General features: G+C 67.9%; 19 protein-coding genes and 1 tRNA gene. 9 read left to right on the forward strand and 11 right to left on the reverse strand.

Features of this window, described 5'->3' with window-relative positions; genetic code table 11:
* Nucleotides 1-67: 67 nt before the first annotated feature.
* Both metK and trmB read left to right on the forward strand, forming a co-directional pair.
* Nucleotides 68-1234: a methionine adenosyltransferase gene (gene metK / locus ACK4E3_RS06890; protein ID WP_409698260.1), complete on the forward strand. Its 1167-nt coding sequence runs from the start codon at nt 68-70 to the stop codon at nt 1232-1234.
* 61 nt (nt 1235-1295) lie between these two features.
* Nucleotides 1296-2012 (forward strand): tRNA (guanosine(46)-N7)-methyltransferase TrmB, encoded by a 717-nt coding sequence (trmB, locus tag ACK4E3_RS06895; RefSeq protein WP_409698263.1) that lies wholly within the window; start codon nt 1296-1298, stop codon nt 2010-2012.
* Here the strand turns inward: trmB and mnmA are convergent.
* The 5 genes from mnmA to ACK4E3_RS06920 all read right to left on the reverse strand — a co-directional run bounded on the left by mnmA (nt 2009) and on the right by ACK4E3_RS06920 (nt 7183).
* Complete coding sequence (gene mnmA, locus ACK4E3_RS06900; protein ID WP_409698266.1) at nt 2009-3238, reverse strand: tRNA 2-thiouridine(34) synthase MnmA; 1230 nt, start codon at nt 3236-3238, stop codon at nt 2009-2011. The genes trmB and mnmA overlap by 4 nt on opposite strands.
* A 65-nt stretch (nt 3239-3303) precedes the next feature.
* On the reverse strand, nt 3304-3588 hold the full coding sequence (locus ACK4E3_RS06905; RefSeq protein WP_409698268.1) for a DUF1153 domain-containing protein: 285 nt from the start codon (nt 3586-3588) through the stop codon (nt 3304-3306).
* Nucleotides 3589-3763: 175 nt separating this feature from the next.
* Nucleotides 3764-5218: a flagellar hook protein FlgE gene (flgE, locus tag ACK4E3_RS06910; RefSeq protein ID WP_409698271.1), complete on the reverse strand. Its 1455-nt coding sequence runs from the start codon at nt 5216-5218 to the stop codon at nt 3764-3766.
* Between the two features lie 25 nt (nt 5219-5243).
* Nucleotides 5244-6014: a flagellar hook assembly protein FlgD gene (locus tag ACK4E3_RS06915; protein ID WP_409698274.1), complete on the reverse strand. Its 771-nt coding sequence runs from the start codon at nt 6012-6014 to the stop codon at nt 5244-5246.
* Nucleotides 6015-6016: 2 nt separating this feature from the next.
* Entirely contained in the window at nt 6017-7183 is a 1167-nt protein-coding gene (locus tag ACK4E3_RS06920) for a flagellar hook-length control protein FliK (RefSeq protein ID WP_409698277.1), read from the reverse strand.
* A gap of 777 nt (nt 7184-7960) precedes the next feature.
* Between ACK4E3_RS06920 and flgK the strand changes: the two genes are divergently transcribed.
* Both flgK and ACK4E3_RS06930 read left to right on the forward strand, forming a co-directional pair.
* Nucleotides 7961-10081 carry a flagellar hook-associated protein FlgK gene (flgK, locus tag ACK4E3_RS06925; RefSeq protein ID WP_409698280.1) on the forward strand — a complete coding sequence of 707 codons (2121 nt, stop codon included), beginning with the start codon at nt 7961-7963 and terminating at the stop codon, nt 10079-10081.
* A gap of 4 nt (nt 10082-10085) precedes the next feature.
* Nucleotides 10086-11015 carry a flagellin gene (locus ACK4E3_RS06930; protein WP_409698282.1) on the forward strand — a complete coding sequence of 310 codons (930 nt, stop codon included), beginning with the start codon at nt 10086-10088 and terminating at the stop codon, nt 11013-11015.
* A gap of 3 nt (nt 11016-11018) precedes the next feature.
* On the opposite strand, the gene ACK4E3_RS06935 is transcribed toward ACK4E3_RS06930, so the two are convergent.
* Nucleotides 11019-12719 carry a thiamine pyrophosphate-binding protein gene (locus ACK4E3_RS06935; RefSeq protein WP_409698285.1) on the reverse strand — a complete coding sequence of 567 codons (1701 nt, stop codon included), beginning with the start codon at nt 12717-12719 and terminating at the stop codon, nt 11019-11021.
* A 100-nt stretch (nt 12720-12819) separates the two neighbouring features.
* On the opposite strand from ACK4E3_RS06935, the gene ACK4E3_RS06940 reads away from it, so the two are divergent.
* Nucleotides 12820-12960 (forward strand): entericidin A/B family lipoprotein, encoded by a 141-nt coding sequence (locus ACK4E3_RS06940; protein WP_409698288.1) that lies wholly within the window; start codon nt 12820-12822, stop codon nt 12958-12960.
* Nucleotides 12961-12964: 4 nt separating this feature from the next.
* On the opposite strand, the gene cobT is transcribed toward ACK4E3_RS06940, so the two are convergent.
* Together cobT and ppa are read right to left on the reverse strand one after the other, a co-directional pair.
* Nucleotides 12965-14827, reverse strand: coding sequence for a cobaltochelatase subunit CobT (gene cobT, locus ACK4E3_RS06945; RefSeq protein ID WP_409698291.1), 1863 nt, complete (start codon nt 14825-14827; stop codon nt 12965-12967).
* Between the two features lie 51 nt (nt 14828-14878).
* Nucleotides 14879-15430: an inorganic diphosphatase gene (gene ppa, locus ACK4E3_RS06950; protein WP_409698294.1), complete on the reverse strand. Its 552-nt coding sequence runs from the start codon at nt 15428-15430 to the stop codon at nt 14879-14881.
* A gap of 179 nt (nt 15431-15609) precedes the next feature.
* Here ppa and ACK4E3_RS06955 point away from each other — a divergent pair, with 179 nt between their 5' ends.
* The gene (locus tag ACK4E3_RS06955) at nt 15610-16329 is read left to right on the forward strand and encodes a DUF599 domain-containing protein (protein WP_409698297.1); all 720 of its coding nucleotides are present in this window, start codon (nt 15610-15612) and stop codon (nt 16327-16329) included.
* 214 nt (nt 16330-16543) lie between these two features.
* Here the strand turns inward: ACK4E3_RS06955 and ACK4E3_RS06960 are convergent, their stop codons facing one another.
* Complete coding sequence (locus ACK4E3_RS06960) at nt 16544-17431, reverse strand: N-formylglutamate amidohydrolase (RefSeq protein WP_409698300.1); 888 nt, start codon at nt 17429-17431, stop codon at nt 16544-16546.
* A gap of 177 nt (nt 17432-17608) precedes the next feature.
* On the opposite strand from ACK4E3_RS06960, the gene cpdR reads away from it, so the two are divergent.
* From cpdR to ACK4E3_RS06975, 3 genes are all read left to right on the forward strand, one after another.
* A complete protein-coding gene (gene cpdR / locus ACK4E3_RS06965) occupies nt 17609-17965 on the forward strand; it encodes a cell cycle two-component system response regulator CpdR (RefSeq protein WP_409698303.1) in 357 nt (118 codons plus the stop codon).
* 110 nt (nt 17966-18075) lie between these two features.
* Nucleotides 18076-18150 (forward strand) — tRNA-Val (locus ACK4E3_RS06970).
* 192 nt (nt 18151-18342) lie between these two features.
* Entirely contained in the window at nt 18343-20406 is a 2064-nt protein-coding gene (locus tag ACK4E3_RS06975) for a TonB-dependent receptor (RefSeq protein ID WP_409698306.1), read from the forward strand.
* Here ACK4E3_RS06975 and ACK4E3_RS06980 read toward each other — a convergent pair whose 3' ends face one another.
* Together ACK4E3_RS06980 and arfB are read right to left on the reverse strand one after the other, a co-directional pair.
* Entirely contained in the window at nt 20407-20748 is a 342-nt protein-coding gene (locus ACK4E3_RS06980; protein ID WP_409698309.1) for a hypothetical protein, read from the reverse strand.
* Between the two features lie 93 nt (nt 20749-20841).
* Complete coding sequence (gene arfB / locus ACK4E3_RS06985) at nt 20842-21249, reverse strand: alternative ribosome rescue aminoacyl-tRNA hydrolase ArfB (RefSeq protein ID WP_409698312.1); 408 nt, start codon at nt 21247-21249, stop codon at nt 20842-20844.

Consider the following 21249-nt stretch of genomic DNA (forward strand, 5'->3'; position numbering starts at 1 on the left):
CTGGGTGGTTGCGGGATATAAAGATATCTTTATATGTGCCCCTGAACCATCGTCATGGAGAGTGGGTGTGACCCGTCAGAGCTATCTGTTCACCAGCGAGAGCGTTTCGGAAGGCCACCCCGACAAGGTTGCGGATCGCATCTCGGACGAGGTGGTGGACGCCTTCCTCGCGGTCGAGCCCGAGGCCCGCGTGGCCTGCGAGACGCTGGTCACCACCAACCGCATCATTCTTGCGGGCGAGTATCGCGGCCCGAAGGAGATCATCTCGGGCCTCGAGGCGCGGGTGCGCGAGGCGGTGCGCGACATCGGCTATGCCCAGGACGGCTTCCACTGGCAGAAGGCGCACTATGAGTGCCACCTGCACGATCAGTCCACGCACATCGCCAAGGGCGTGGATGCCGCCGAGGGCAAGGATGAGGGCGCGGGCGATCAGGGCATCATGTTCGGCTATGCCACGGACGAAACGCCAGAGCTGATGCCCGCCACCTTGCAGCACAGCCACAACATCCTGCGTGAACTGGCGCGGGCCCGCCACGCCGGTGAGGCACCCGAGCTGGAGCCCGATTCCAAGAGCCAGGTCACCTTGCGCTACGAGAACGAGCGCCCCGTCGAGGCCACCTCCATCGTCCTGTCGAGCCAGCACAAAAAGGGCCTGAGCAGCGCGGACGTGGCCGAGATCGTCAAGCCCTATATCCTGAAGGTGCTGCCCGAGGGACTCGTGAACGAAAGGACCGTGTGGCACATCAATCCCACCGGCATCTTCGAGACGGGCGGGCCTGACGGCGATACGGGCCTGACCGGGCGCAAGATCATCGTCGACACCTATGGCGGGGCCGCGCCCCATGGCGGCGGCGCCTTCTCGGGCAAGGATCCGACCAAGGTGGACCGCTCGGCCGCCTATGCCAGCCGCTATCTGGCCAAGAACGTTGTGGCCGCCGGGCTGGCGCGCCGCTGCACCATCCAGCTTTCCTATGCCATCGGCGTCTCCCATCCCCTGAGCGTGCACGTCGACCTGCACGGCACCGGCGAGATCGACCCCGCCCGGCTGGAAAAGACCCTGCCCGAACTGATCGGCGGGGCCAGCCCGCGCGCCATCCGTCAGCACCTGAAGCTCAATGCGCCCATCTATGCGCGCACCGCAGCCTATGGCCATTTCGGGCGCACGCCCGACGATGACGGCGGCTTCACCTGGGAGCGGACCGATCTGGTCGACAGCCTGCGCGGCCTCGCCTGACGCTGGCAGCGGCGCACCCGCCATTGCCATGACGGGCCCGGGGGTCTAAGGGCGCGCACCCATGAATGATCCCAAAGACCCACCCGCGCCAGACGCCGTGCCGACCTGGGGGCCCATGCGCTCGTTCGGGCGCATCCGCTCGCGCACCCTGAAACCCAGACAGGCGGCCCTGTTCGACACCCTGCTGCCCAAGGTCGCCCTGCCCGACCCGTCACAAGGACCGATAGACCCGCTCGCGCTCATGCCCGGCGCTCAGGCGGTGTGGCTTGAGATCGGCTTTGGCGGAGGCGAGCACCTGTGCGCCCAGGCCGCCCGCCATCCCGAGGCCCTGATGATCGGCTGCGAGCCGTTCCTGAACGGGGTGGGCAGCGCACTGCGCCACATCGAGGAGGCGAGCCTGACCAATGTGCGCCTTCACGCGGGCGATGCGCGCGACGTGATCAAGGCCCTGCCGCCTTCCTCGCTGGACCGGGTGATGATCCTGTTTCCCGATCCCTGGCCCAAGGCGCGCCATCACAAGCGCCGCCTGATCCAGCCCGATTTCGTCGCCGAACTGGTCAGCCGCATGAAGCCGGGCGCGGAGCTGCGCTTCGTCACCGACTGGAAGGCTTACGGCGCCCATGCGCTGGAGATTCTCGGCGCCAGCGAGGCGCTGGAATGGATGGCCGAGGAGGCGTACGACTGGCGCCAGGCGCCCCACGATCACGTCACCACCCGCTATGAGGAAAAGAAGCTGGGCGACACGGCCCCGATCTTCCTGCGCTTTCGCCGCCGCTAGGGCAGCAGCGCGCGGGTGGAGCGGATGAAGCCGCCGCCCAGCACCCGGTCCGGGTCATCCGGCCCGTAAAGCACGCACGCCTGACCCGGCGCGACGCCCTCCTCGCCGCTATCGAACACCACGCGCACCTCGCCGTCGATCATCTCGAGGCGTGCAGGCGAGGGCTGACGGGTGGAGCGCACGCGCGCCAGCACGCCAAGGCCCGCCATGGCGGCGGTTGCGAGGTCAGGCTCGTCACCCAGCCAGTTGGCTTCTTCCAGCGTCAGGCTGTGCGTCAGCAGGGCGTCTCTCGGTCCGACGATCACGCGGCGGGCCTCGGGCTCGAGGCGCACCACGAACAGGGGCTCGCCCACAGCCACGTTCAGGCCGCGGCGCTGGCCGATGGTGAAGTCGGTGATGCCGCCATGGTGCCCCAGCACGCGCCCGTCCATGTGCACGATCTCGCCGGCCTCGCGGCCCTGCGGGCGCAGGCGGTCGATCAAGGTGCGATAGTCGCCCGAGGGCACGAAGCAGATGTCCTGGCTGTCGGGCTTGGCCGCGATCTTGAGGCCCAGCGAAGCGGCCACGCCGCGCACCTGCGGCTTCTCCAGGTCGGCGAGGGGAAAGCGCAGATAGTCGAGCTGCTGGCGGGTCGTGGCGAACAGGAAATAGGACTGATCGCGCGAGTGGTCGATGGCGCGGCGCATCTGTACCTGCCCGCCCGGCGTCTGCGCGCGGCGCACATAATGCCCCGTCGCCATGGCCTCGGCCCCGAGATCGCGCGCCACGTCCAGCAGGTCGCGGAACTTGACCGTCTGGTTGCAGCGGATGCACGGCACCGGCGTCTGGCCACGCAGGTATGAGTCGGCGAACTGGTCGATCACCGCATCGCGAAAGCGGCTTTCATAATCCAGCACATAGTGGGCGATGCCGATGATCTCTGCGGCCAGACGCGCATCGTGGATGTCCTGACCCGCACAGCAGGCGCCCTTCTTCTTCAGGGCCTGACCGTGATCGTAGAGCTGCAAGGTGACGCCGACGACCTCATAACCTGCACGGTGCAGGAGCGCAGCCACCACCGTGGAGTCCACGCCGCCCGACATGGCCGCCACCACGCGCGCGCCCGCAGGCAGGCCAACCGCCTCGCGCGCAAGCGAAATCGCCGCCTCCATGTCGAAGGCGGCGATGTCGGGCACGGGACAGAGCGTGTCTGTCATCATGGGATCGACCTTGGCCATGGAGGCCATTTAGTCTTCAAAGCGCGCAAAATCGAGGCCTGAGACGATCAGGCGGTGTCCGGGCTTGGGACGTCCTATCCGCGATACTGCTGGATGCGCGTGGTGCGCAGGCCCTGCATGCCCCACTTGTCGATCGCCTTCTGCCACGCGAGGAACTCCTCGGCGGTAAGACGATAGCGCGTCAGCGCATCTTCGAGGCTGATCAGCCCACCGCGCACGGCAGCGACAACCTCCGCCTTGCGCCGGATCACCCAGCGGTCCGTGTTCGGCGGCGGCAGGTCCGCCAGCGTCAGCGGCGCGCCTGTCGGACCGACCACATATTTCTCGCCTTTGCTGTTAAGGCGGTGCTCTTGAAGCATGGGCTTAAGCCTCTTTCACCATCACCAGAGGCCAAGCATAGGCACCCGCCGCTAAGGGCCGCTTAAGCGCTGTGGTAAAGGCGAACCTAATCATGAACTTCGCGGGTAAGAGATTCCAAAGGCCTTGGGTCAGTATGGGACACCCTGGCGGGCTTTCAGCCCGCCAGGGCCCTCATCAGCGCTTGATGCGGATCAACTCTTCGAGCATCTCGTCCGCGGTGGTGATGATCTTGGACGAGGCCGAATAGGCGCGCTGGGTGGTGATCAGGCCCGTGAACTCGGTCGACAGGTCCACCGTCGAGGCCTCCAGCTGGGATGCGCCGATATAGCCCGCCCCGCCCGTGCCCGGTGCCTTGAGGTTGTAGGTGCCCGATGCCTGGCTGACGCGATAGGCGTTGCCCGAGGTCGGGCGCAGGTTGTCGGTCGAGGGGAAGGTCGCCAGAGCCACCTGGGCGATGCGGCGCGTCACCCCGTTGTCGAAGATGGCCGTGACGAAGCCGCTCTCGTCGATCTCGATATTGGTCAGGTTGCCGAACGGCGTGCCGTTGGTCAGCACCGCCTGCACCACCGACTGGCTGTCATACTGGGTCAGGCCGCCTGCCGAGGCGTTCAGATTCAGCGAGATGCTCTGATCGTCGATGCCGAGGCCCGGTGCCCAGTTGATCTGGCCTGCACCCGGTGCCGCCGCATTGGAGGCACCAAAGGTCAGGGTCGCGGTCTCGGGATCATCGAACAGGGCCTGGGCACCCAGCGCCTGCATGGCGTTCACATCGAGGCGGCCGTCCTGGGTAAAGGCCACCAGACCCGTGCGGATCTGGCCATTGGTCAGACCGGCGCCGGTCACCACGTCGCTGGCGGGAATGGCGCGGATTTCCGCATACCACTGGTTGGGCACATCGCTCTTGAGAAAGGCGATGGCGATGGTGCGCTGGCCACCCTTGGAGTCCGAGACCGGAATGGTCATCTCGAAGTCGGGCTTCACGCCGTCGCCCGTCTCGGGGTTCCACATGGCCATGGAATTGGTGGCGGGATCATAGGCATTGGGGCCGGGCGGGATCAGGGCCGCATCCGCCGCCTCGGGCGAGACCGGCTGGCTGGAGCGCAGATTGGCATTGAGCTGGGCGCGCGTCGTGGGCTCGGCCGTGCCGCCGACCGAGCCGACATTGATCGAGCGCAGGCGCGTCAGGTCGGAAGGATCGGCATTGATGTTGCCCTCGGCATCGACCAGCCAGCCCTGAAGGTAGAGCCCGGCGGTGTTCTGCAGGTAGCCCAGATTGTCCACGCGGAAGGAGCCCGCGCGTGTGAACAGGCGCGCATCGGTCACCTGCAGGTTCTCAGGCCGCTCGGTGACGACGAAGAAGCCCTGACCGGCAATGCCAAGATCGGTGGCATTGTTGGTGCGCTGGAGCTGGCCTTCCTGACTGATGAAATGGCGGTTGGTCGCCAGAACGCCCCCGGCGCTGTAGCCGGTGCCCTGGCTCTGGGAGTTGATCACGGTCTGGAAGTCGGCCTGGCTGCGCTTGTAGCCAACCGTGTTCACATTGGCGATGTTCTGGGAGATGGCCGCGAGAGAGGCGGAGTTGGCGGTGAGGCCGGAGACGCCGGCCAGCATGGCGCTGTTGATACTCATGGTCCTGGCTCTTTCTTGGAAGCGGTTAGAACAGGTTGAGGGGGTTGAGACGGGCGGCGATGCTCGACAGCAGGCCTCCCCCGTCATCGTTGTCGTTGTTGGTGCCGGTGCCCGCGCCCGTGCCCGCATTGGCCGCGCGTGCCTCATCGAGGGCGATCACCGAGGACAGCGGCAAGGTGGTGGCGCCCAGCGTCAGATAGGGCTGGCCCTGGTACAGCTCGACGCCCGTCACGCGCCCGCGCATCAGGATCTGGGCGGGAACGCTCGCGCCCGTCGAGTCCGTTGCGGCGATGCGAAGGGTATAGATGCCCCCGTCGGGAAGCTGATTGCCGGCATTGTCGCGCCCGTTCCAGGTGAAGTCGTGCAGGCCCTCGGCGGTGTTGGGCGCCTGACCGCTCCACACCACGCTGCCCTGGGCGTTGAGGATTTCGAGGCGCGCGCCCGAGGCCTGGCGGCCCAGCTCATAGGACCAGCTCGCCTGGCCGCCATCGAGCTTGGTCGTGTTCCACACCGCCGTGACGTCGCGGCCCATGAACTGGGTGGCGTTGACCAGGCTCGTTTCCTGGTTCTGGTTCAGCAGGGCGGTGAGCAGATCGTTGGTCAGAAGCTGCTGCTCCACCCCGGCCATCTGCACGAGCTGGGCGGTGAACTGGTTGGAATCGACCGGAGACAGGGGGTCCTGATTGCGAAGCTGGGCGGTCAGCAGCGACAGGAAGGTCTCGTAGTTGGTCATCAAGGTGGCACGCCCGGTGCTCACCCTCTGGGTGGAGGCGACGGTATCGACGGCTGTGACCATGCTCAGATCCTCACATCCACGCCCTCGCGGGCGGGGCCGAGCGCCAGCCAGCGGGCGGGCGTCACGGTCTCGGTTTCAGGGTTGGGGGCGCGGCCCGGTGCGTCGTGCCGCTCCCAAAGAGGGAGTGCCTCGCGGCGCTCGCGCTCGGTGAACTCGAAGCCCTCGTCGGACAAGGTGAAGCCGGCCGCCTCAAGCTCGCGGCGCAGCTCGTCGGCGCGCCCGCGAAAATCGGTCATGGCCAGCGGATTGTCGAAGGCGAGGCGGGCCGCCACGCGCCCGTCGCCGTCCACGCTCATCTTCACGTCCACGCGCCCGAGACTTTCAGGCGTCAAGGTCATGTCAAAGCGCGTGGCGCGCCCCTGAAGGGTCTGGATGAAGCGGGCCGAGACCAGAGCCAGGGTCTGGGCATTGAGGGCGGTGGCGCGGGCGGGCGCGGACTTGTCGGAGGCTTGCGTATCAGCACTGCCTGCTCCTCCACCCGCAGCACCGCTCGCGACTCCGCTCGTCATGGCTGAGAAGGCGCCCTGTCCCGCAGGCGCAGCCTCAGCGGATGCGGCGGGCATGGGCGCGGCGCGCGCGCTCGCCTGGGCCAGGGCATCGACAAAGCCGGGAGCGCCCTGTGCAGGCGGGCCGGCCTGCGGACCGGTCTGGGAGTCAGGTGCTGCGGCGGAGGCTGCACCTGAACGCGCGCCATTCATCGCGCCAGCGGTTGCGCCACCGGACGCAGCCTGAACGGCGGACATGCGCGCCGTCCCGGGGCGCATCTCGATGCGGCCATCTTCCGAGAGCTTCCAGCCATCGCGCAGGCCGACGCGCTGGGCAATCATCTGGGTCGCGGGCTCCTGCCCATCCTCGCCCGCGCCGGGCGCACCCTCTGCCGGCAGGGGCGCTGCGCCCTCATCACCTGAAGGAACGGGGCCTGTCGGAGCGGGGGCAGAAGCACCGGCGCCTTGCACCGGCAGCGCCGCGCCGATCCGGGGCGAAACATTAGGGGTTGCCGCCATCTGGGCCGAGCCGGGCTCAGCGCCCGCAGCAGCACGCGCCAGATCGGACAGCGGCGCGGACAGGCCTTCGCTCTTGTCCCCGAGGCCAGAGGGCGAGGCAGGCCCCGGCAAGTCATCGCCCGGCGCGGTCCACGCCTCGCCGATTGCGCCGTCACCGGCGTACATTGCCTGTACTGGGGCCTGTGCTGGGGCCTGTGCTGGGGCCTGTGCTTGCGCCTGTGCCGGGCCAAACTGTGCGATGACCGACAGGCCAGAGCCTTGTGCAGGCGAGGCGGGCACCAAGGCGTTTTCCTGGCCCGTCATAGGCCCAAGCAGGGCCGCAAACGGCGAGGCATCGCCCTCGCCCGCCGTCTCACCCGCCCCATCATTCCTGACCGCACGCGCACTCAGGGGCGCAGCACCGCCGACAGCGGGCTTCACCGGGCTTGAGAGAGGAGCGGGCACACTCATGTCGGTGGCGGTCAACTTGCGAAGCTTCCCCGGCGCTTCGGCCATGGGGAGTTTTGGGTCAGGCCCCGACCGCGTTCTGGCAGCCGATCATTCGGCACAGCCCAAGCAACGCCCGCGCCACTTGCTCAAAATACTGAAAAAGCGACGCTTTTCATCTCGCACCCATCGCGTGTGGTGCCCGGCTGCGGCGGATTTTGCCGGGGCAGCGAGCGGTTTTTTGCCGGGGCAGGCGCGCAGAACCGGTCTGGCTGTCGGCGGGCACGGCGTCTGGCCCGCCCCTTGCGCCACACAGGAGGCATCAGGGCGCGCCCTGAACAGAAAGTACAATATTATCAAAGCTATGGCCAAGATCGCAGGACGACTTCGTGGGCAAAAAACGCCGCAGGGGCTGCAAAGCCTGCCGGGTGCGCCTCGCCCGTCCGGCCTGGTTCGACTACTGCGCGCGGGCACCGGGCGATCACGGGTGTCCGCTGGAAAGGGGGCGAGGGTGACATGTCGCTGAATGCCATCATCAACACGGGCACTTCAGGGCTGATGACGGCCCAGACCCAGCTGCGGGTCGTGTCCGACAACGTCGCCAACGTGAACACCCCCGGCTATGTGCGCAAGGTGGCCGAGCAGCAGTCCTTGACCAGTCAGGGCATGGGCATGGGCGTGGAGGTGACGCGCATCAAGCTGGCCACCGACCGCTTCCTGCAGGCGGCCAGCCTGAACTCCGGCTCGGATGCGGCGCGCTTCGGGGTGCGTCATGAACTGTTCGAGCGCGTGCAGTCCCTGTTCGGCGATCCGGGTGCCTCGACCGGCTTCTTCAACCAGATCGACGCCATGTTCGCGGCCTTCGCCGCTGCGGCCGAGGACAGCGTCTCGGGGCCGCGCCGCCAGGATGCCCTGTTCCGCGTCCAGTCCCTGTTCGACGAGTGCGCGCGCATCACCGGCCAGATCAATGCGGTGCGCGAGGATGCGGACGGGCGCATCAAGTCGGCGGTCGAGAAGGTCAACAACCTGCTGGCCCAGATCGAGGCGCTGAACGTCGAGATCTCGCGTGCCTCCATCCTTCAGCAGGATGCCTCGGGCGCGGAGAGCAAGCAGTCGGCCCTGATCGAACAGCTCTCGCAGCTCATGGACATCCGGGTGTCGGTGCGCGCGGTCGGCGGCGTGTCGATCCGCACGGGCTCTGGCCTGATGCTGGCGGGCGACGGCCATGCCACGCTCGATTATGCGCGCGCAGGCGCCATCAACGCGGAAAGCAGCTTCGACGAGATCTGGATCACCGAGCCGCGCGGCGTGAAACGCTCGCTGGCCGACCACCTGAACAGTGGCGAGATCAAGGGTCTGCTTGAGGTTCGCGACCGCGAGGCCCCGGCGGCGCTGGAGCGCCTGTCCGAGCTGATGTCGCGCATCGCCGACGAGCTGAACCGCGCCCACAATGCCAACAGCGCCGTGCCCGCCCCCAATGCCCTGACGGGCCGCAACGTGGGCCAGAGCCTCGAGAGCGCCCTGACCGGCTTTACCGGCACCACCACCATCGCCGTCACCAATGCCTCAGGCGTGATCGTGACCCAGGCCGAGATCGTGTTCGCAGGCGGCACGCTCAGCATCAATGGCGCGCCTTCCAGCCCGGCCAGCTTCCTTGCCGACCTCAATGCCCAGCTGGGCGGTCAGGCCGTGGCCAGCTTTTCACAGGGCCGCCTGTCGATCACCGCCGCCGCGGGCAGCAACGGCATTGCCATCGCCGATGACCCGGCCAGCCCCTCCAGCAAGACCGGACGGGGCTTCTCGCATTTCTTCGGCCTCAACGACCTGATCAGCACCGACCGCCCGGCCATCTATGAGACGGGTCTCGGCCTTGCCTCGGCGCACGGCTTCACGCCGGGCGAGAGCATCACCTTCCGCTTCACGGACGAGAACGGCGCCAAGCTGCGCGACATCAATGTCACCGTGCCGCCCGGCGCGAGCATGGCCGATCTGATCGCGCGCCTGAACGATCAGGCCGAGGGTGTGGGCCGGTTCGGACAGTTCAGTCTCGATGCCAACGGTGCCCTGCACTTTGCCGCCTTCGCCCAGCCCGCGCCCGGCCTCGGCGTTCTGGCGGATACCACCACCCAGGTGCCCTCGGGCGTGTCCCTGACCGAGCTGTTCGGCATCGGTGGCGGCGTGCGTGCCTCGCGCGGCGACGGCTTCTCCATTCGCACCGACATCGCCCACAATCCCTCGCGGCTTGCGCTGGCCCAGCTCAACCTGTCGGTGGCTCCCGGTGCCCAGGCGCTCTCCTCGGGCGACGGTCGGGGCGCGCTGGCACTGGCCGATGCCGGACAGGTTGCCTCGCGCTTCGCCAATGCAGGCGGCGCGGTCGGCGGCGAGATCAGCATCTCGCGCTATGCTTCGGAGCTGGCCGGAGAGATCGGCGGCAAGGCCGCCAGCGCCAGAGATCGCCAGCAGGCGTCGCTGGCCCTCTACACCGAGGCGCGCGCACGCCAGACCGCCTTCGAGGGCGTCAATCTGGACGAGGAACTGGTGCTGATGACCGTCTATCAGCAGGCATTCAATGCCTCGGCCCGGCTGATCCAGGCGGCCAGCGACATGTACGACACCCTTCTTGGCATGCTGAGGTAAGGCCATGACCCGCGTCTCCACGCTCGGCAACTATCAGTCCGCCCTGCTTGACCTGATGAGCGCCCAGTCGCGCGGACTGGATGCCCAGAAGCGCGTATCGACCCAGAAGGTCGCCACCTCGCTGGAGGGTTTCGGGCGCACCTCCGAGACGCTCACGGCGCTGAAGTCCATGCAGTCACGCATTCAGGGCTTCATGGACACCGGACAGGCGGTGGCCTCGCGCCTCGCCACCCAGGCGCTTGCGTTTGATCGCGTGGCCGATGGCGTGATCGGTGCGCGCAACGCCATCGCCGAGGCGCTGGCGGCAGGCAGGCTCGACGGGCTGATGCTCGATCTTCAGGGCCAGTTCCAGATCGTGCAGGACGGACTGAACGCCAAGCATCAGGGCCGCTATCTGTTCGCAGGCGCCAACAGCGAACAGGCCCCGGTGACAGCCCTGTCTCTTGGCCAGCTTGCCGCCGCCCCCGATGTGGCGTCGGTGTTCATCAACGATCAGCTTCGCTCTGTCTCGCGCATCGACACCGGCACCAGCCTTCAGACAGGCTTCCTCGCCGACGAGGTGGGCTCTGATGCCCTGACGATCTTTCGCGAGCTGCAGCAGTTTCACACCGGCCCCGACGGCCCCATCGACGGGCACATCCCCGATGCCGTGCGCGACTTCCTGACCCAGAAGCTGGGCGAGCTGGACGTGGCCTATCGCCATGTCACCGATCTGGCGGCGCGAAACGGCTCGATGCAGAACCGGGTCGAGTCGGTGATGAAGGCCCACGACGACCAGCGCATCTCGATCGAGGAACTGGTCTCCAAGCGCACGGATGCGGACATGGCCAAGGCCATCACCGACCTCGAGCTGTCGCAGATTGCCATTCAGGCCTCGGCCCAGGTCATCAGCCAGCTGCGGCGTGTCTCCCTGCTGGAGATCCTGCGCTACTAGGCCTCAGCCCTTCGAGCGTGCCGCCTCGCGCAGACCGGACAGGGTGCGGCCCGGCGCGATGTCTTCGGCATCGGTCAGAATGTGGATCAGGGCGGGCGCGCCCGCGTCCATGGCCGCCTTGAGCGCAGGGGCAAAGGCCTCGGTGGTCTCCACCCTGTATCCTCTGGCCCCGAAGCTTTCCGCCAGGGCCACGAAATCGGGATTGCGCAGGTCGGTGGCCACCACGCGGCCCGGATAGTGGCTCTCCTGATGCATGCGGATGGTGCCATAGGCGCCGTTGTCGACCACCAGAGTGATGATGTTCAGCCCATGCTGGGCCGCCGTCGCCATTTCGGACACGCTCATCATGAAATCGCCGTCGCCGGTCACGGCCACGACCACCTTGTCAGGATGCACGCTTTTGGCCGCAAGGGCGGCGGGCAGGCCATAGCCCATGGCGCCGGATGTGGGCGCAAGCTGGGTGCGGCAGGCGCGGTGGCGATAGAAGCGGTGCAGCCAGGCGGCAAAATTGCCCGCGCCATTGGTGACGATGGCATCGGCGGGCAGGGCCTCACCCAGCGCCTTGACCACCTCGGACATATTGACCCGACCGCCCACCGTGACCGGCGTGCTGAAGGAATCATAGGTCGCGCGCGCAGCGCTCGCCTCTCCGTCCCAGCGGCGACCGGGATCGATGCGCGAGATGGCCATGGCCGCAAGGCTGACGTCCGCACAGGCGGAAAGGCGCGTGGGCCACACGCGGCCCAGCTCCTCGGGGCCGGGATGGACATGCACCAGGCGCGTGCCGATCTGCGCCCGCTCGAACAGGCTGTAGCCCTGGGTGGGATTCTCGCCCAGCCGCGCCCCTATGGCGATGATCAGATCGCTGTCGCGCGCGCGCTGCATCAGCTCGGGATTGCACCCCAGTCCCAGATCGCCGCCATAGCAGGGATGATCGTTGGACAGGATGTCCTTGCGACGGAACGACAGGGTGAGCGGGATGCGGTGGCGCTCGCACCACTGGCCGATGGCGTCCGATGCCGCTTGGGTCCAGCCCGAGCCGCCCAGAACCAGCAGGGGCCGCTCGGCCCCGCTCAGCAAGCGGGTCAGTTCGGCAAGAAAGTCGTCAGACAGGGCGCTGGCCGCAGCCACGACAGGAGCTTGCGGCGCCGGTCCGCCATCACAGTGCAGAATGTCCTCGGGCAAGGCGACGACGACCGGGCCCATGCGCCCCTGCAAGGCGGTGGAAAAGGCCCGCTCGACGATCTCGGTGGTGCGCTCGGGGCTCTCGATCTCGGTGGCCCACTTGGCCAGACCGCCGAACACCTGGCGATAGTCCACCTCCTGAAAGGCGCCGCGGCCCCGGTCGGTCAGGGCGATCTGGCCGACAAACAGGATCATGGGCGTGGAGTCCTGATGGGCCGTATGCACGCCGATGGCGGCCTGGGTTGCACCCGGCCCCCGCGTGACCATGCACACGCCCGGCTTTCCGGTCAGCTTGCCGTAGGCCTCGGCCATGTTGGCCGCGCCTGCCTCGTGGCGACAGGTGATGACCTTGATGGCATCGCGGTGGTCGCCCAGGGCATCGAGCACCGCCAGATAGCTTTCGCCCGGCACGCAGAACACCCGGTCGATACCGTTCATGACGAGGGTTTCGACGAGGCGGCGCGCGGCGGTGCCGGACGTCTGGGGCGAGGCGGGAAGCGGGGATGCTGTATCGCTCATGGCTGGGCTATAACGCGCCTGCGGGCCAATTGTAGAGGGGCCTTGCCTCAACTATTTTCACCCCGATGATCCAGACCCGTATTTCCCGGAGGAAAGCGTGATGCGCAAAGTCGTGATGCTTCTGGCGGTCTCGGCCATGATCGGCCTTGGCGGATGCAACACCGTGGCGGGGCTGGGCCGCGATGCCCAGGCGGCCGGCCAGGCGGTCGAGGAGACGGCGCAGCGCGTGCGGCGCAACTGATCGCTCAGGCGGCGCGCCGCCCGGTCCTGCCTGAGCGGGGGCGGGTGTCCTGCTGCTCGAACAGCTCGGCCAGGTTCTCGATCATGGCGCCGCCCAGCTGCTCGACGTCGATCAGGGTGACGGCGCGGCGATACCAGCGCGTGACGTCATGGCCGATCCCGATCGCCATCAGCTCCACGTCCGAGCGGGTCTCGATGTGGTCTATGACCGCGCGCAGGTGCCTGTCGAGATAAAGCGCGGCGTTGCTGGTCAGGGTCGAGTCGTCCACCGGCGCACCGTCCGAGATCACCATCAGTATGCGCCGGGCCTCTGGCCGCGCCAGCAGGCGCTCGTGAGCCCACAGAAGCGCCTCGCCGTCGATGTTTTCCTTCAGCAGGCCTTCGCGCATCATCAGGCCGAGATTCTTCTTGGCCCGGCGCCAGGGCGCATCGGCGCGCTTGTAGATGATATGGCGAAGATCGTTCAGGCGGCCCGGCTGGGCCGGCTTGCCCGCCGACACCCACGCCTCGCGCGACAGCCCCCCCTTCCAGGCCCGCGTGGTGAAGCCGAGAATCTCGACCCTCACGCCGCAGCGCTCCAGGGTGCGCGCCAGAATGTCGGCACAGACCGCCGCCACCATGATCGGGCGCCCGCGCATGGAGCCCGAGTTGTCGAGCAGCAAGGTCACCACCGTGTCGCGGAAGGGCGAGGCGCTTTCTTCCTTGAACGACAGGGGCGCGGACGGATCGGTGATCACGCGGGTCAGGCGCGCGGTGTCCAGCACCCCTTCCTCCAGATCGAAGATCCATGAGCGGTTCTGCTGGGCCAGCAGACGCCGTTGCAGGCGGTTGGCGAGGCGCGCGACCACGCTCGACAGGGTGCTGAGCTGCTGATCGAGCAGGCGGCGCAGGCGCGAAAGCTCGTCGGGATCGCACAGATCGTCGGCATCCACGATCTCGTCATGGGCGGTGGTGAAGACCCGATACTGTCCGATCTCGCGCCCGTCGTCCGCCGCGACGCTGCGGTTGGGCCGCTCGCCCTCGCCCAGCGCCTCGTCGGGATCGCCGCCCTCGCGCTCCACGGCGCTGCCGTCACCCGAAGGGCTGGAGGGCGCATCGCCTGGCGAGGCCGGGCTCTCGTCGCCTCCCGAGGGCGGAGCGCTCTCGTCTTCGCTGTCCTCGTCGCTGTCGTCCGGGCTGTCTGCGGCATCATCCTCGGGCGGCTCGCCGGGATCGGCATCCTCGGCATCGGGCGTGGTGCCATCGGAAGGATCGAGGTCGAGCGCCTCCAGAACCGCCGCGCTGGCCCGCGCAAATCCATCCTGTTCGCCCGCCGCCTCGCTCAGGGCATCGAGCGCGCCCGACACCCGCGCCTCCAGCGCCTCGCGCACGCCCGCCAGCCGCGCCGTGAGGTCCGCACTGAGGGGGCTGTGGCACAAGCGCTCGCGCAGCAAAAGGCCCACGGCCTCGGCGGTGGACAGCGGTTGATCGGGCAGACGCTGGCGCTCCAGCCTGCGAGAGAGGGCCTCATCGAGATTGTCGCGCACGCCGCGCAGTGCGCCCGAGCCGACACATTCGATGCGCGTCTGCTCCAGCGCCTCGAACACCTCTGCGGCACGCGGCTCGACCGGGCGGTGGCGGGCGTGTATCGCCGTGTCATGATGGGCAAGGCGCAGCGCCAGCCGGTCAGCCTCTCCGCGCACCGCCCGCGCCTCCTGCCCGGCCTCATCAAGATTGCGCGGCGGCAGGGGCAGGACCATGGCATCGCCCGAGAGGCGCGGGCCGTCGCCCGAGAAGCGCACATCCAGATCGGCACGCTCCGCCAGCGCCCGGGCCGTGTGGGCCAGCGCGCGCCTGAAACGCTCCTGAGGGGTCTCGGAACCTGCCATCGCCTCTCACATAGGACGGGGCGTGCGCGCCGTCACGCCCCGGCGATCAGCTCAGCCCTGATCGGGCTTCGCCTGGAGGGCCTCGTGAGCCAGCATGCCCTGGCGGACCAGCTCTGCGGCCTCGGCGGCATCGGCCCAGCGCGTGATGTTGGTGACCTTGCCCTTTTCCAGATCCTTGTAGCGGCTGAAGAAGTGCTCGATCTGCTCGATCAGGATCTGGGGCAGCTGGCGGTACGAGGCGATGTCCGAGTAGAAGGGATTGAGCTTGTCCACCGGCACGGCGAGGATCTTTTCGTCCTTGCCCGCCTCGTCCTCCATCATCAGCGCTCCGATGGGACGCGCGCGGATCACGCAACCGGGCACCACCGGCGTCGGGTTGATCACCATGACATCGCAGGGATCGCCGTCATCCGACAGGGTGTGGGGCACAAAGCCGTAGTTGCCCGGATAGTACATGGCCGTGTGCAGGAAGCGGTCCACGAACAGGGCGCCTGACGCCTTGTCCATCTCGTATTTCACCGGCAGGCCGCCTTGCGGGATTTCGATGACGACATGGATGTCCCAGGGCGGATTGGGGCCGACGGTAATGGCGTCGAGTTTCATGGGCAGACCTTTGCTTCACGCATACGCTTTGCTGGCGCGCTCTGGCGCTTCGGGGGGAGGGCGCCTGCATAGAGGCTCGTGCCCGCGAGGGGAAGCACGCAGGTGCTGCAAGTGCGAAGACGCCTGCTTGCGAAATCGGGCCGGGGCGCGCACAGCTATGGGCGGAGGCCCAAGCACCCATGAACCTTCTCGACTGGATCGCCGTCAGCATCTTTGCCGCGAGCTGGATCGGCTATGAGCCGGTGCTGAAATGGCTGGCGCGCCGGGGCGAGTGCCTGAACGACGACATGCTGGTGGTGCGCTCGGCATGGATGCGGGCCATGAGCGTGCGCGAGATCAGGCTGGTGGACAGCCAGCTCATGGGCCATTCGATCAATTCGGCCAGCTTCTTTGCCTCGGCCAACCTGCTGCTGATCGCGGCGGTGGCAGGCGTGTTGTTCGGCGGCGAACAGGCGCTGTCGGGCGTGGCCATGGTCGGAGACGCCGGAGCGCCCCTGGAGCTGCTGGAAATAAAGCTGGGCCTTGTGACCGTGTGCCTGGCGCGCGGCCTGCTCGATTTCATCTGGTCGATCCGCCAGATGAACTACACCCTCGCCCTGATCGGAGCCATGCCGGATGACGGATCGGGACCTGACGCGCAAGCCTATGCCGCCGCCAGCGTTTCGGTGCTGAACCCGGCACTGTCCGCCTTCAGCCGCGGGGTGCGCACCTATTATTTCGCCCTGGCGGCGGGGGCGTGGCTGTTCGGCCCGCTGTGGCTGCTGATCGGTGCCGTACTGGGCTTTTCGCTGCTTGTCTGGCGCCAGAGAAGCTCGCCTGCGGCCCTCGGCGTTCGCGAGGCGCGCCGCCTGTTCGAGGGCCGGGCGATGCCGCAGCGCAAAAAACCTGAAGCAGGATGAGATTGCGACACCTCAAGTGATCGCCGATCACTTTCGTAACCCTTTGTGATCGCAAGCGCGAAAAACGACTTGACGGATTTGTGCGTTGCAGCGAAAGTCGTAGGTGAGCTTTGTGCTCATGCCCTTCCTGGGCGTTTCCTCCCTACAGACTTTCACCGCGCCTTCGGGCGCGGTTTTTTTATGCCTGATGCGCGATGACGGGGACGGCCAAGCCCTATTCAGCAGCGCGGGCAGAGGGCCTGGCGGCGCGCCCCTGCCCCCAAATATCCACCAGAGACTGCGTGATCCGCCCGATCATGGCCTGAACGGCGGCAAAGCCCGGGCCGGGCTTGAGGCGCGCCTCATCGAGATAGAGCGCGCGGTTCAGCTCGACCTGCAAGGCATGAAGGCCCTCTGCGGGCCGACCCCAGCGCTCGGTGGTATAGCCCCCCGCATAGGGCCGGTTCAGAGCCACGCTCAGCCCCTCGGCGCGAAAGGCTGCGGCCATGTGCTCGGTGATCTCGCGCGCGCATGAGCCGCCATAGCGATCGCCCAGAACGATGTCGGCGACCGGTTCGGGCCTTGCCGGGCCTGCCACGCGCACGGTGGAGGGCATGGAGTGCCAGTCGATCAGCAGGCCACGGCCGCTGTGCTGCATCGCTGCGTCCATCAGGGCCTTCAGCGCCTCGTGATAGGGCCGATGTACCCGCTCCACCCGACGGTGAAACTCATCAAGGTCCAGCATGGCCGGATAAAGCACCTCTCCCGTACCGTTCAGCCGCGGAATGACGCCGAGGCCCGCACGCACGCGCGCATTGAGAGGCTCGCTCACCCTCGCGCCCCGGATCAGCAGGGGGTCAATGTCGTCGGCGCTGCGATTCAGGTCGACATAGACGCGCGAAATCATCGCCAGCAGAACGGCAATCCCGTGCTCGCGCGCGGCCGGCACGATCAGCTCGTCGACAAGCGCGTCCTCGCTCTCGCGCAAGCCCGGCGCGCCGCTCGCGGCCGGGCGCAAGGTCCGGCGCACGCCCGCATCCTCGGGCAGATCGCGGCCCGAGTGGGGAGAGGCATAGACCAGAGTGCTGTCGGCGGCCCCGGCAATAAGGCGGTAAGGGATCATCGCCTAGGCCTAACGCCGTTTTCCGCTTCAGACCAGTTTCGCGCCGCAATGGGTGGGGATCGCATCATCCCTCGCGCGCATTTTCATCGCTGATTTACGCGCGCACGCCTATCGTGTGCGGATTGAGCCGGGCGCGTCTTGCGCGGCTCGGCCGCGAACACTTGGGACCAAGAAACCATGGCGAGAATCCTGCTGGCCGAAGACGATGCCTCGTTGCGCGGCTTTCTCAGCCGTGCGCTCGAGCGCGCCGGGCACGAGGTGGTGGCCTGCGAGAACGGCGATGATGCCATTGACGCGCTCGAGAACGGGCCGTGGGACTTGCTGCTTTCCGACATCGTGATGCCGGGCGCCGATGGCATCGAGGTCGCCCGTGTGGCCGCCGCGCGCCAGCCGGGCCTGCGCATCATGTTCATCACGGGTTTTGCCGCCGTGGCCCTGACCGCCGCCGAGGCCGCACCGCAGGCCAAGGTTCTGTCCAAGCCCGTGCACCTGCGCGATCTGGTCAACGAGGTCGAGCGCATGGTGGCGGCCTGAGGCGCATAGCGCTTACTGCCGAAATCCGGGGCGCACGGCACCTCTTGCGAAGACTGCGCCTGACGGGCTATAGACCCGCTCCCGCCCGCACTCGGTGGATCAAGTGGCACGGACGCGTAGCTCAGCGGTAGAGCACTACGTTGACATCGTAGGGGTCACAGGTTCAATCCCTGTCGCGTCCACCACCGTTCCGCACGGAAAGCGGATCACGCTCTCTTGCTGATATTGCCCCGCCCCTGCCCGTCACGGGCGGCTGATCAGCGTCGGCGAGGGCATCGCGCCTGGGTGGAACCTCCGGGCGGATGGAGCCATTGTGGGCACGGGCCGGTCATCGTGCCTTGCGGAGGCATGTCATAATTTTCGACCTTCCCCCACAGGTGCCGCCGCAAGCCTCGTCGGACGTGCGGGCCGAGGCGCTAGCCGATGAGGCGAGCCCGCCGCCCGTGCGCGTCGAGGCGGTGATCGTCACTGCCGCGCGCCTCAGTCCCGCGCGCGCAGCCGATGCCTTTTCGCAGGCGCGCCTTGAAGAGGCCGATCTTTCGCGCGCGGCCAGGGTCGATGAGGCGGTGCTGGCCATTCCTGCCGCCTCCCTGTTTCGCCGCACCACCAGCCTAGAAGCCAACCCGACCACACAGGGTCTTTCCCTGCGTGCCATCGCGCCGTCCGGGGCGGGCCGCGCCCTCGTGACCCTGGACGGCGTGCCGCTGAACGATCCGTTTGGCGGCTGGGTGATCTGGTCGCAGGTGCCCGCAGAGGCGCTGGAGAGCATTGCCATCATCCGGGGCGCAGGCGCCGGCCCCTACGGAGCAGGCGCTCTGACAGGCACCGTGGCTCTCAGCGAACGTGAAAGAGGCGGGGCAATCGACGCATCGGCTGCGGGGCGCGGCGGGGGCCGTCTTGGAGGCGCCTGGAGCGCTGCATCAGGCCGGCTGCGCCTGACCGCCTCCGGCCTTCTTGATCGCAGCGATGGCTATGTCGCCGTCAGGCGCGAGGGCCGAGGCGATGCCGACCAGCCGCTGGACCTGGACGTGCGCTCGGGCGCCGTGAGGCTGGATGGGCGGCTTTCCGGCGAGGTCCGGGCCTCGCTGCGCATCGGGACTTACGACGAGCGCAGGGGCGCGGGGCTGGAGGGCGCGCGCTCGCGTGCCCGCGGCCAGCTCTACAGCCTCGCCCTGGTGCGCGAGAGCCATGAGGGCGCACTGGGCTGGAGGGTGCAGCTTTGGCATCACGACAGCGATCTGCAGAATGTTTCGGTCACTGTGCTGCCCGGACGCACGGGCACCCTGCCTGCCAACGACCAGTTCGCCTCCCCTGCCACAGGCACCGGTGGCAATGCGGCCTTGCGGCTGCGCCGGTCGCTGGCCGGGGGCGAGATCGAGGCCGAGGCGGGCGTCGATGTGCGCCGTTTCGCCGGGGAAGTCTCGTCCGACTATGCCTATCAGGGCGGCGCCTTCACTCGCAGGCGCGTCTCGGGCGGGCGAAGCCATGTGGCGGGCGCCTATGTGGACGGCGCGTGGAGCGATGGGCGCTGGCTGATGGTGGCAGGCGTGCGCGCGGACGCCTTCGCCAGCAGCGCAGGCTTTCGCCGCGAGAGCGATATTGCGGGAAGCAGCTTCTTTCTCGACGAACGCTTCGAGGGCGCGCGCGGACAGGTGATCAGCGCGCGCGCAGGCGTGCGGCGCGAGCTTGGCCGGGGCCTGCATCTGCACGCGGCTGCCTATGGCGGGTTTCGCCCGCCCACTCTGAACGAGCTTTATCGTCCCTTTCGCGTCGGCAATGACATCACCGAGGCCAATGACGCCCTCTCGCCCGAGCGGCTGATAGGTGTGGAGATCGGGACGGGGCTCTCGCGGGGTGTTTTCTCGGCCACGCTCGGCGTGTTCGCCAACCGGCTGGACGATGCCATCGTCAATGTGACCCTGGCCGAGGGGCCTGGCACCTTCCCCATAGCGGGCTTCGTTCCGGCAGGCGGCGTGCTGCGCCAGCGCCGCAACGCCGGGCGCATCGAGGCACTGGGCGTCGAAGGCGAGATGAGATGGCGCATGGCGGGCGAGAACGAGCTGTCGCTTGGCTTTGCCCTGACCGATGCGGAAGTTGACGGGGGCGATGCGGCGCCGCAGCTCACGGGTCTGCGCCCCGCCCAGGCACCGCGATTGAGCTTGAGCGCCAGCGCACGCCTGCGCCCGCTGGAGCAGATGAGCGCGACCTTCACCCTGCGCCACGAGAGCGCGCGCTTTGACGACGATCTGAACAGCCGCACCCTCGATGCCGCGACCACGCTGGACGTGCGCGTCGGATGGACGAGCAGGCAGGGCATCGAGATTTATGGCGCGCTCGACAATGCGCTGGATGCCGATGTGGCCACCTCGCGCACCTTTGACGGGATTACCGGTTACGGCCCGCCACGCACCTTGCGCATCGGCCTGCGCTGGCAGCGCTGATCAGCGCGGGCGGCGGTCGCTGAAGCGCTCGCCCGAGCGCGGGTTACGCCTGTCGCGATCGCTGTGGCTGTCGCGCGGGCGCTCGCGCCAGCGGTCACGGTCTTTGTAGGGCACATAGGTGCCCGGCGGCAGCGGGCAGAACGTCTCCCAGTAGCCATGCCGGTTCAGATGGCGATAGCAGCGCGCGTCATGAGCCTGGGCTGCGGTCTCGGCGGCAATGGCCTCGGTGGCCATGGCCAGTCCCTCGAGGAAGGCCGGATCGCTGACACAGCCCGACAGGGTGATGGCGGCAATGCCGCCGCCAAGGCCGAGGCGCAGGCGCCTGCAAGCTTGAGAATTCATCGAGAGGCCTCCCGTCCCCGAAGTGGCCTTCATAAGTCCGGCTGCCACATGAATGGCACATGAATGGCCGACCGGCGTTATGCGAGGCCCGGCCTAGTCTTCGGATCGCGGGCGGGCGCGGGCGCTTTTCACGCTCGAGCGCACCGACTTCTGCTTCAGGCGACGCTCTTTTGACGCCAGCGTCGGACGGGTGGCGCGGCGCGGGCGGGGCCGCTCCATGGCGCGGGCGACAAGGGCCTCAAGGCGCGCGATGGCGTCCTCGCGGTTGCGCTCCTGCGAGCGGAAACGGCTGGCGGCAATCACGATCTCGTCCAGCTGGTTGAGGCGCGCACCGGCGAGCTTTCGCAGACGCTCGGCCACGTCAGGATCGAGGTGCAGCTCTCCGACGCTGGCGCGCAGCTCGATGGCCGTGGCGACCTTGTTGACGTGCTGGCCGCCGGGGCCGCCTGCGGTATAGGCCCGAAAGCGCAGGGCGCTTTCGCGCAGGCGCGCCCCGGGCAC

The sequence above is a fragment of the Brevundimonas sp. genome, from assembly GCF_046299595.1.
In the GTDB taxonomy this organism is placed as follows: domain Bacteria; phylum Pseudomonadota; class Alphaproteobacteria; order Caulobacterales; family Caulobacteraceae; genus Brevundimonas.

What these genes read in the sequence shown, in the direction of transcription:
- ACK4E3_RS06935 (WP_409698285.1), bottom strand. Translation starts at nt 12,719, where the DNA reads ATGAGCGATACAGCATCCCCGCTTCCCGCCTCGCCCCAGACGTCCGGC.
- ACK4E3_RS06955 (WP_409698297.1), top strand. Translation starts at nt 15,610, where the DNA reads ATGAACCTTCTCGACTGGATCGCCGTCAGCATCTTTGCCGCGAGCTGG.
- ACK4E3_RS06915 (WP_409698274.1), bottom strand. Translation starts at nt 6,014, where the DNA reads ATGGTCACAGCCGTCGATACCGTCGCCTCCACCCAGAGGGTGAGCACC.
- ACK4E3_RS06960 (WP_409698300.1), bottom strand. Translation starts at nt 17,431, where the DNA reads ATGATCCCTTACCGCCTTATTGCCGGGGCCGCCGACAGCACTCTGGTC.
- flgK (WP_409698280.1), top strand. Translation starts at nt 7,961, where the DNA reads ATGTCGCTGAATGCCATCATCAACACGGGCACTTCAGGGCTGATGACG.
- ACK4E3_RS06940 (WP_409698288.1), top strand. Translation starts at nt 12,820, where the DNA reads ATGCGCAAAGTCGTGATGCTTCTGGCGGTCTCGGCCATGATCGGCCTT.
- mnmA (WP_409698266.1), bottom strand. Translation starts at nt 3,238, where the DNA reads ATGGCCTCCATGGCCAAGGTCGATCCCATGATGACAGACACGCTCTGT.
- cobT (WP_409698291.1), bottom strand. Translation starts at nt 14,827, where the DNA reads ATGGCAGGTTCCGAGACCCCTCAGGAGCGTTTCAGGCGCGCGCTGGCC.
- ACK4E3_RS06905 (WP_409698268.1), bottom strand. Translation starts at nt 3,588, where the DNA reads ATGCTTCAAGAGCACCGCCTTAACAGCAAAGGCGAGAAATATGTGGTC.
- trmB (WP_409698263.1), top strand. Translation starts at nt 1,296, where the DNA reads ATGAATGATCCCAAAGACCCACCCGCGCCAGACGCCGTGCCGACCTGG.
- ppa (WP_409698294.1), bottom strand. Translation starts at nt 15,430, where the DNA reads ATGAAACTCGACGCCATTACCGTCGGCCCCAATCCGCCCTGGGACATC.
- flgE (WP_409698271.1), bottom strand. Translation starts at nt 5,218, where the DNA reads ATGAGTATCAACAGCGCCATGCTGGCCGGCGTCTCCGGCCTCACCGCC.
- cpdR (WP_409698303.1), top strand. Translation starts at nt 17,609, where the DNA reads ATGGCGAGAATCCTGCTGGCCGAAGACGATGCCTCGTTGCGCGGCTTT.
- ACK4E3_RS06920 (WP_409698277.1), bottom strand. Translation starts at nt 7,183, where the DNA reads ATGTACGCCGGTGACGGCGCAATCGGCGAGGCGTGGACCGCGCCGGGC.
- ACK4E3_RS06930 (WP_409698282.1), top strand. Translation starts at nt 10,086, where the DNA reads ATGACCCGCGTCTCCACGCTCGGCAACTATCAGTCCGCCCTGCTTGAC.
- ACK4E3_RS06980 (WP_409698309.1), bottom strand. Translation starts at nt 20,748, where the DNA reads ATGAATTCTCAAGCTTGCAGGCGCCTGCGCCTCGGCCTTGGCGGCGGC.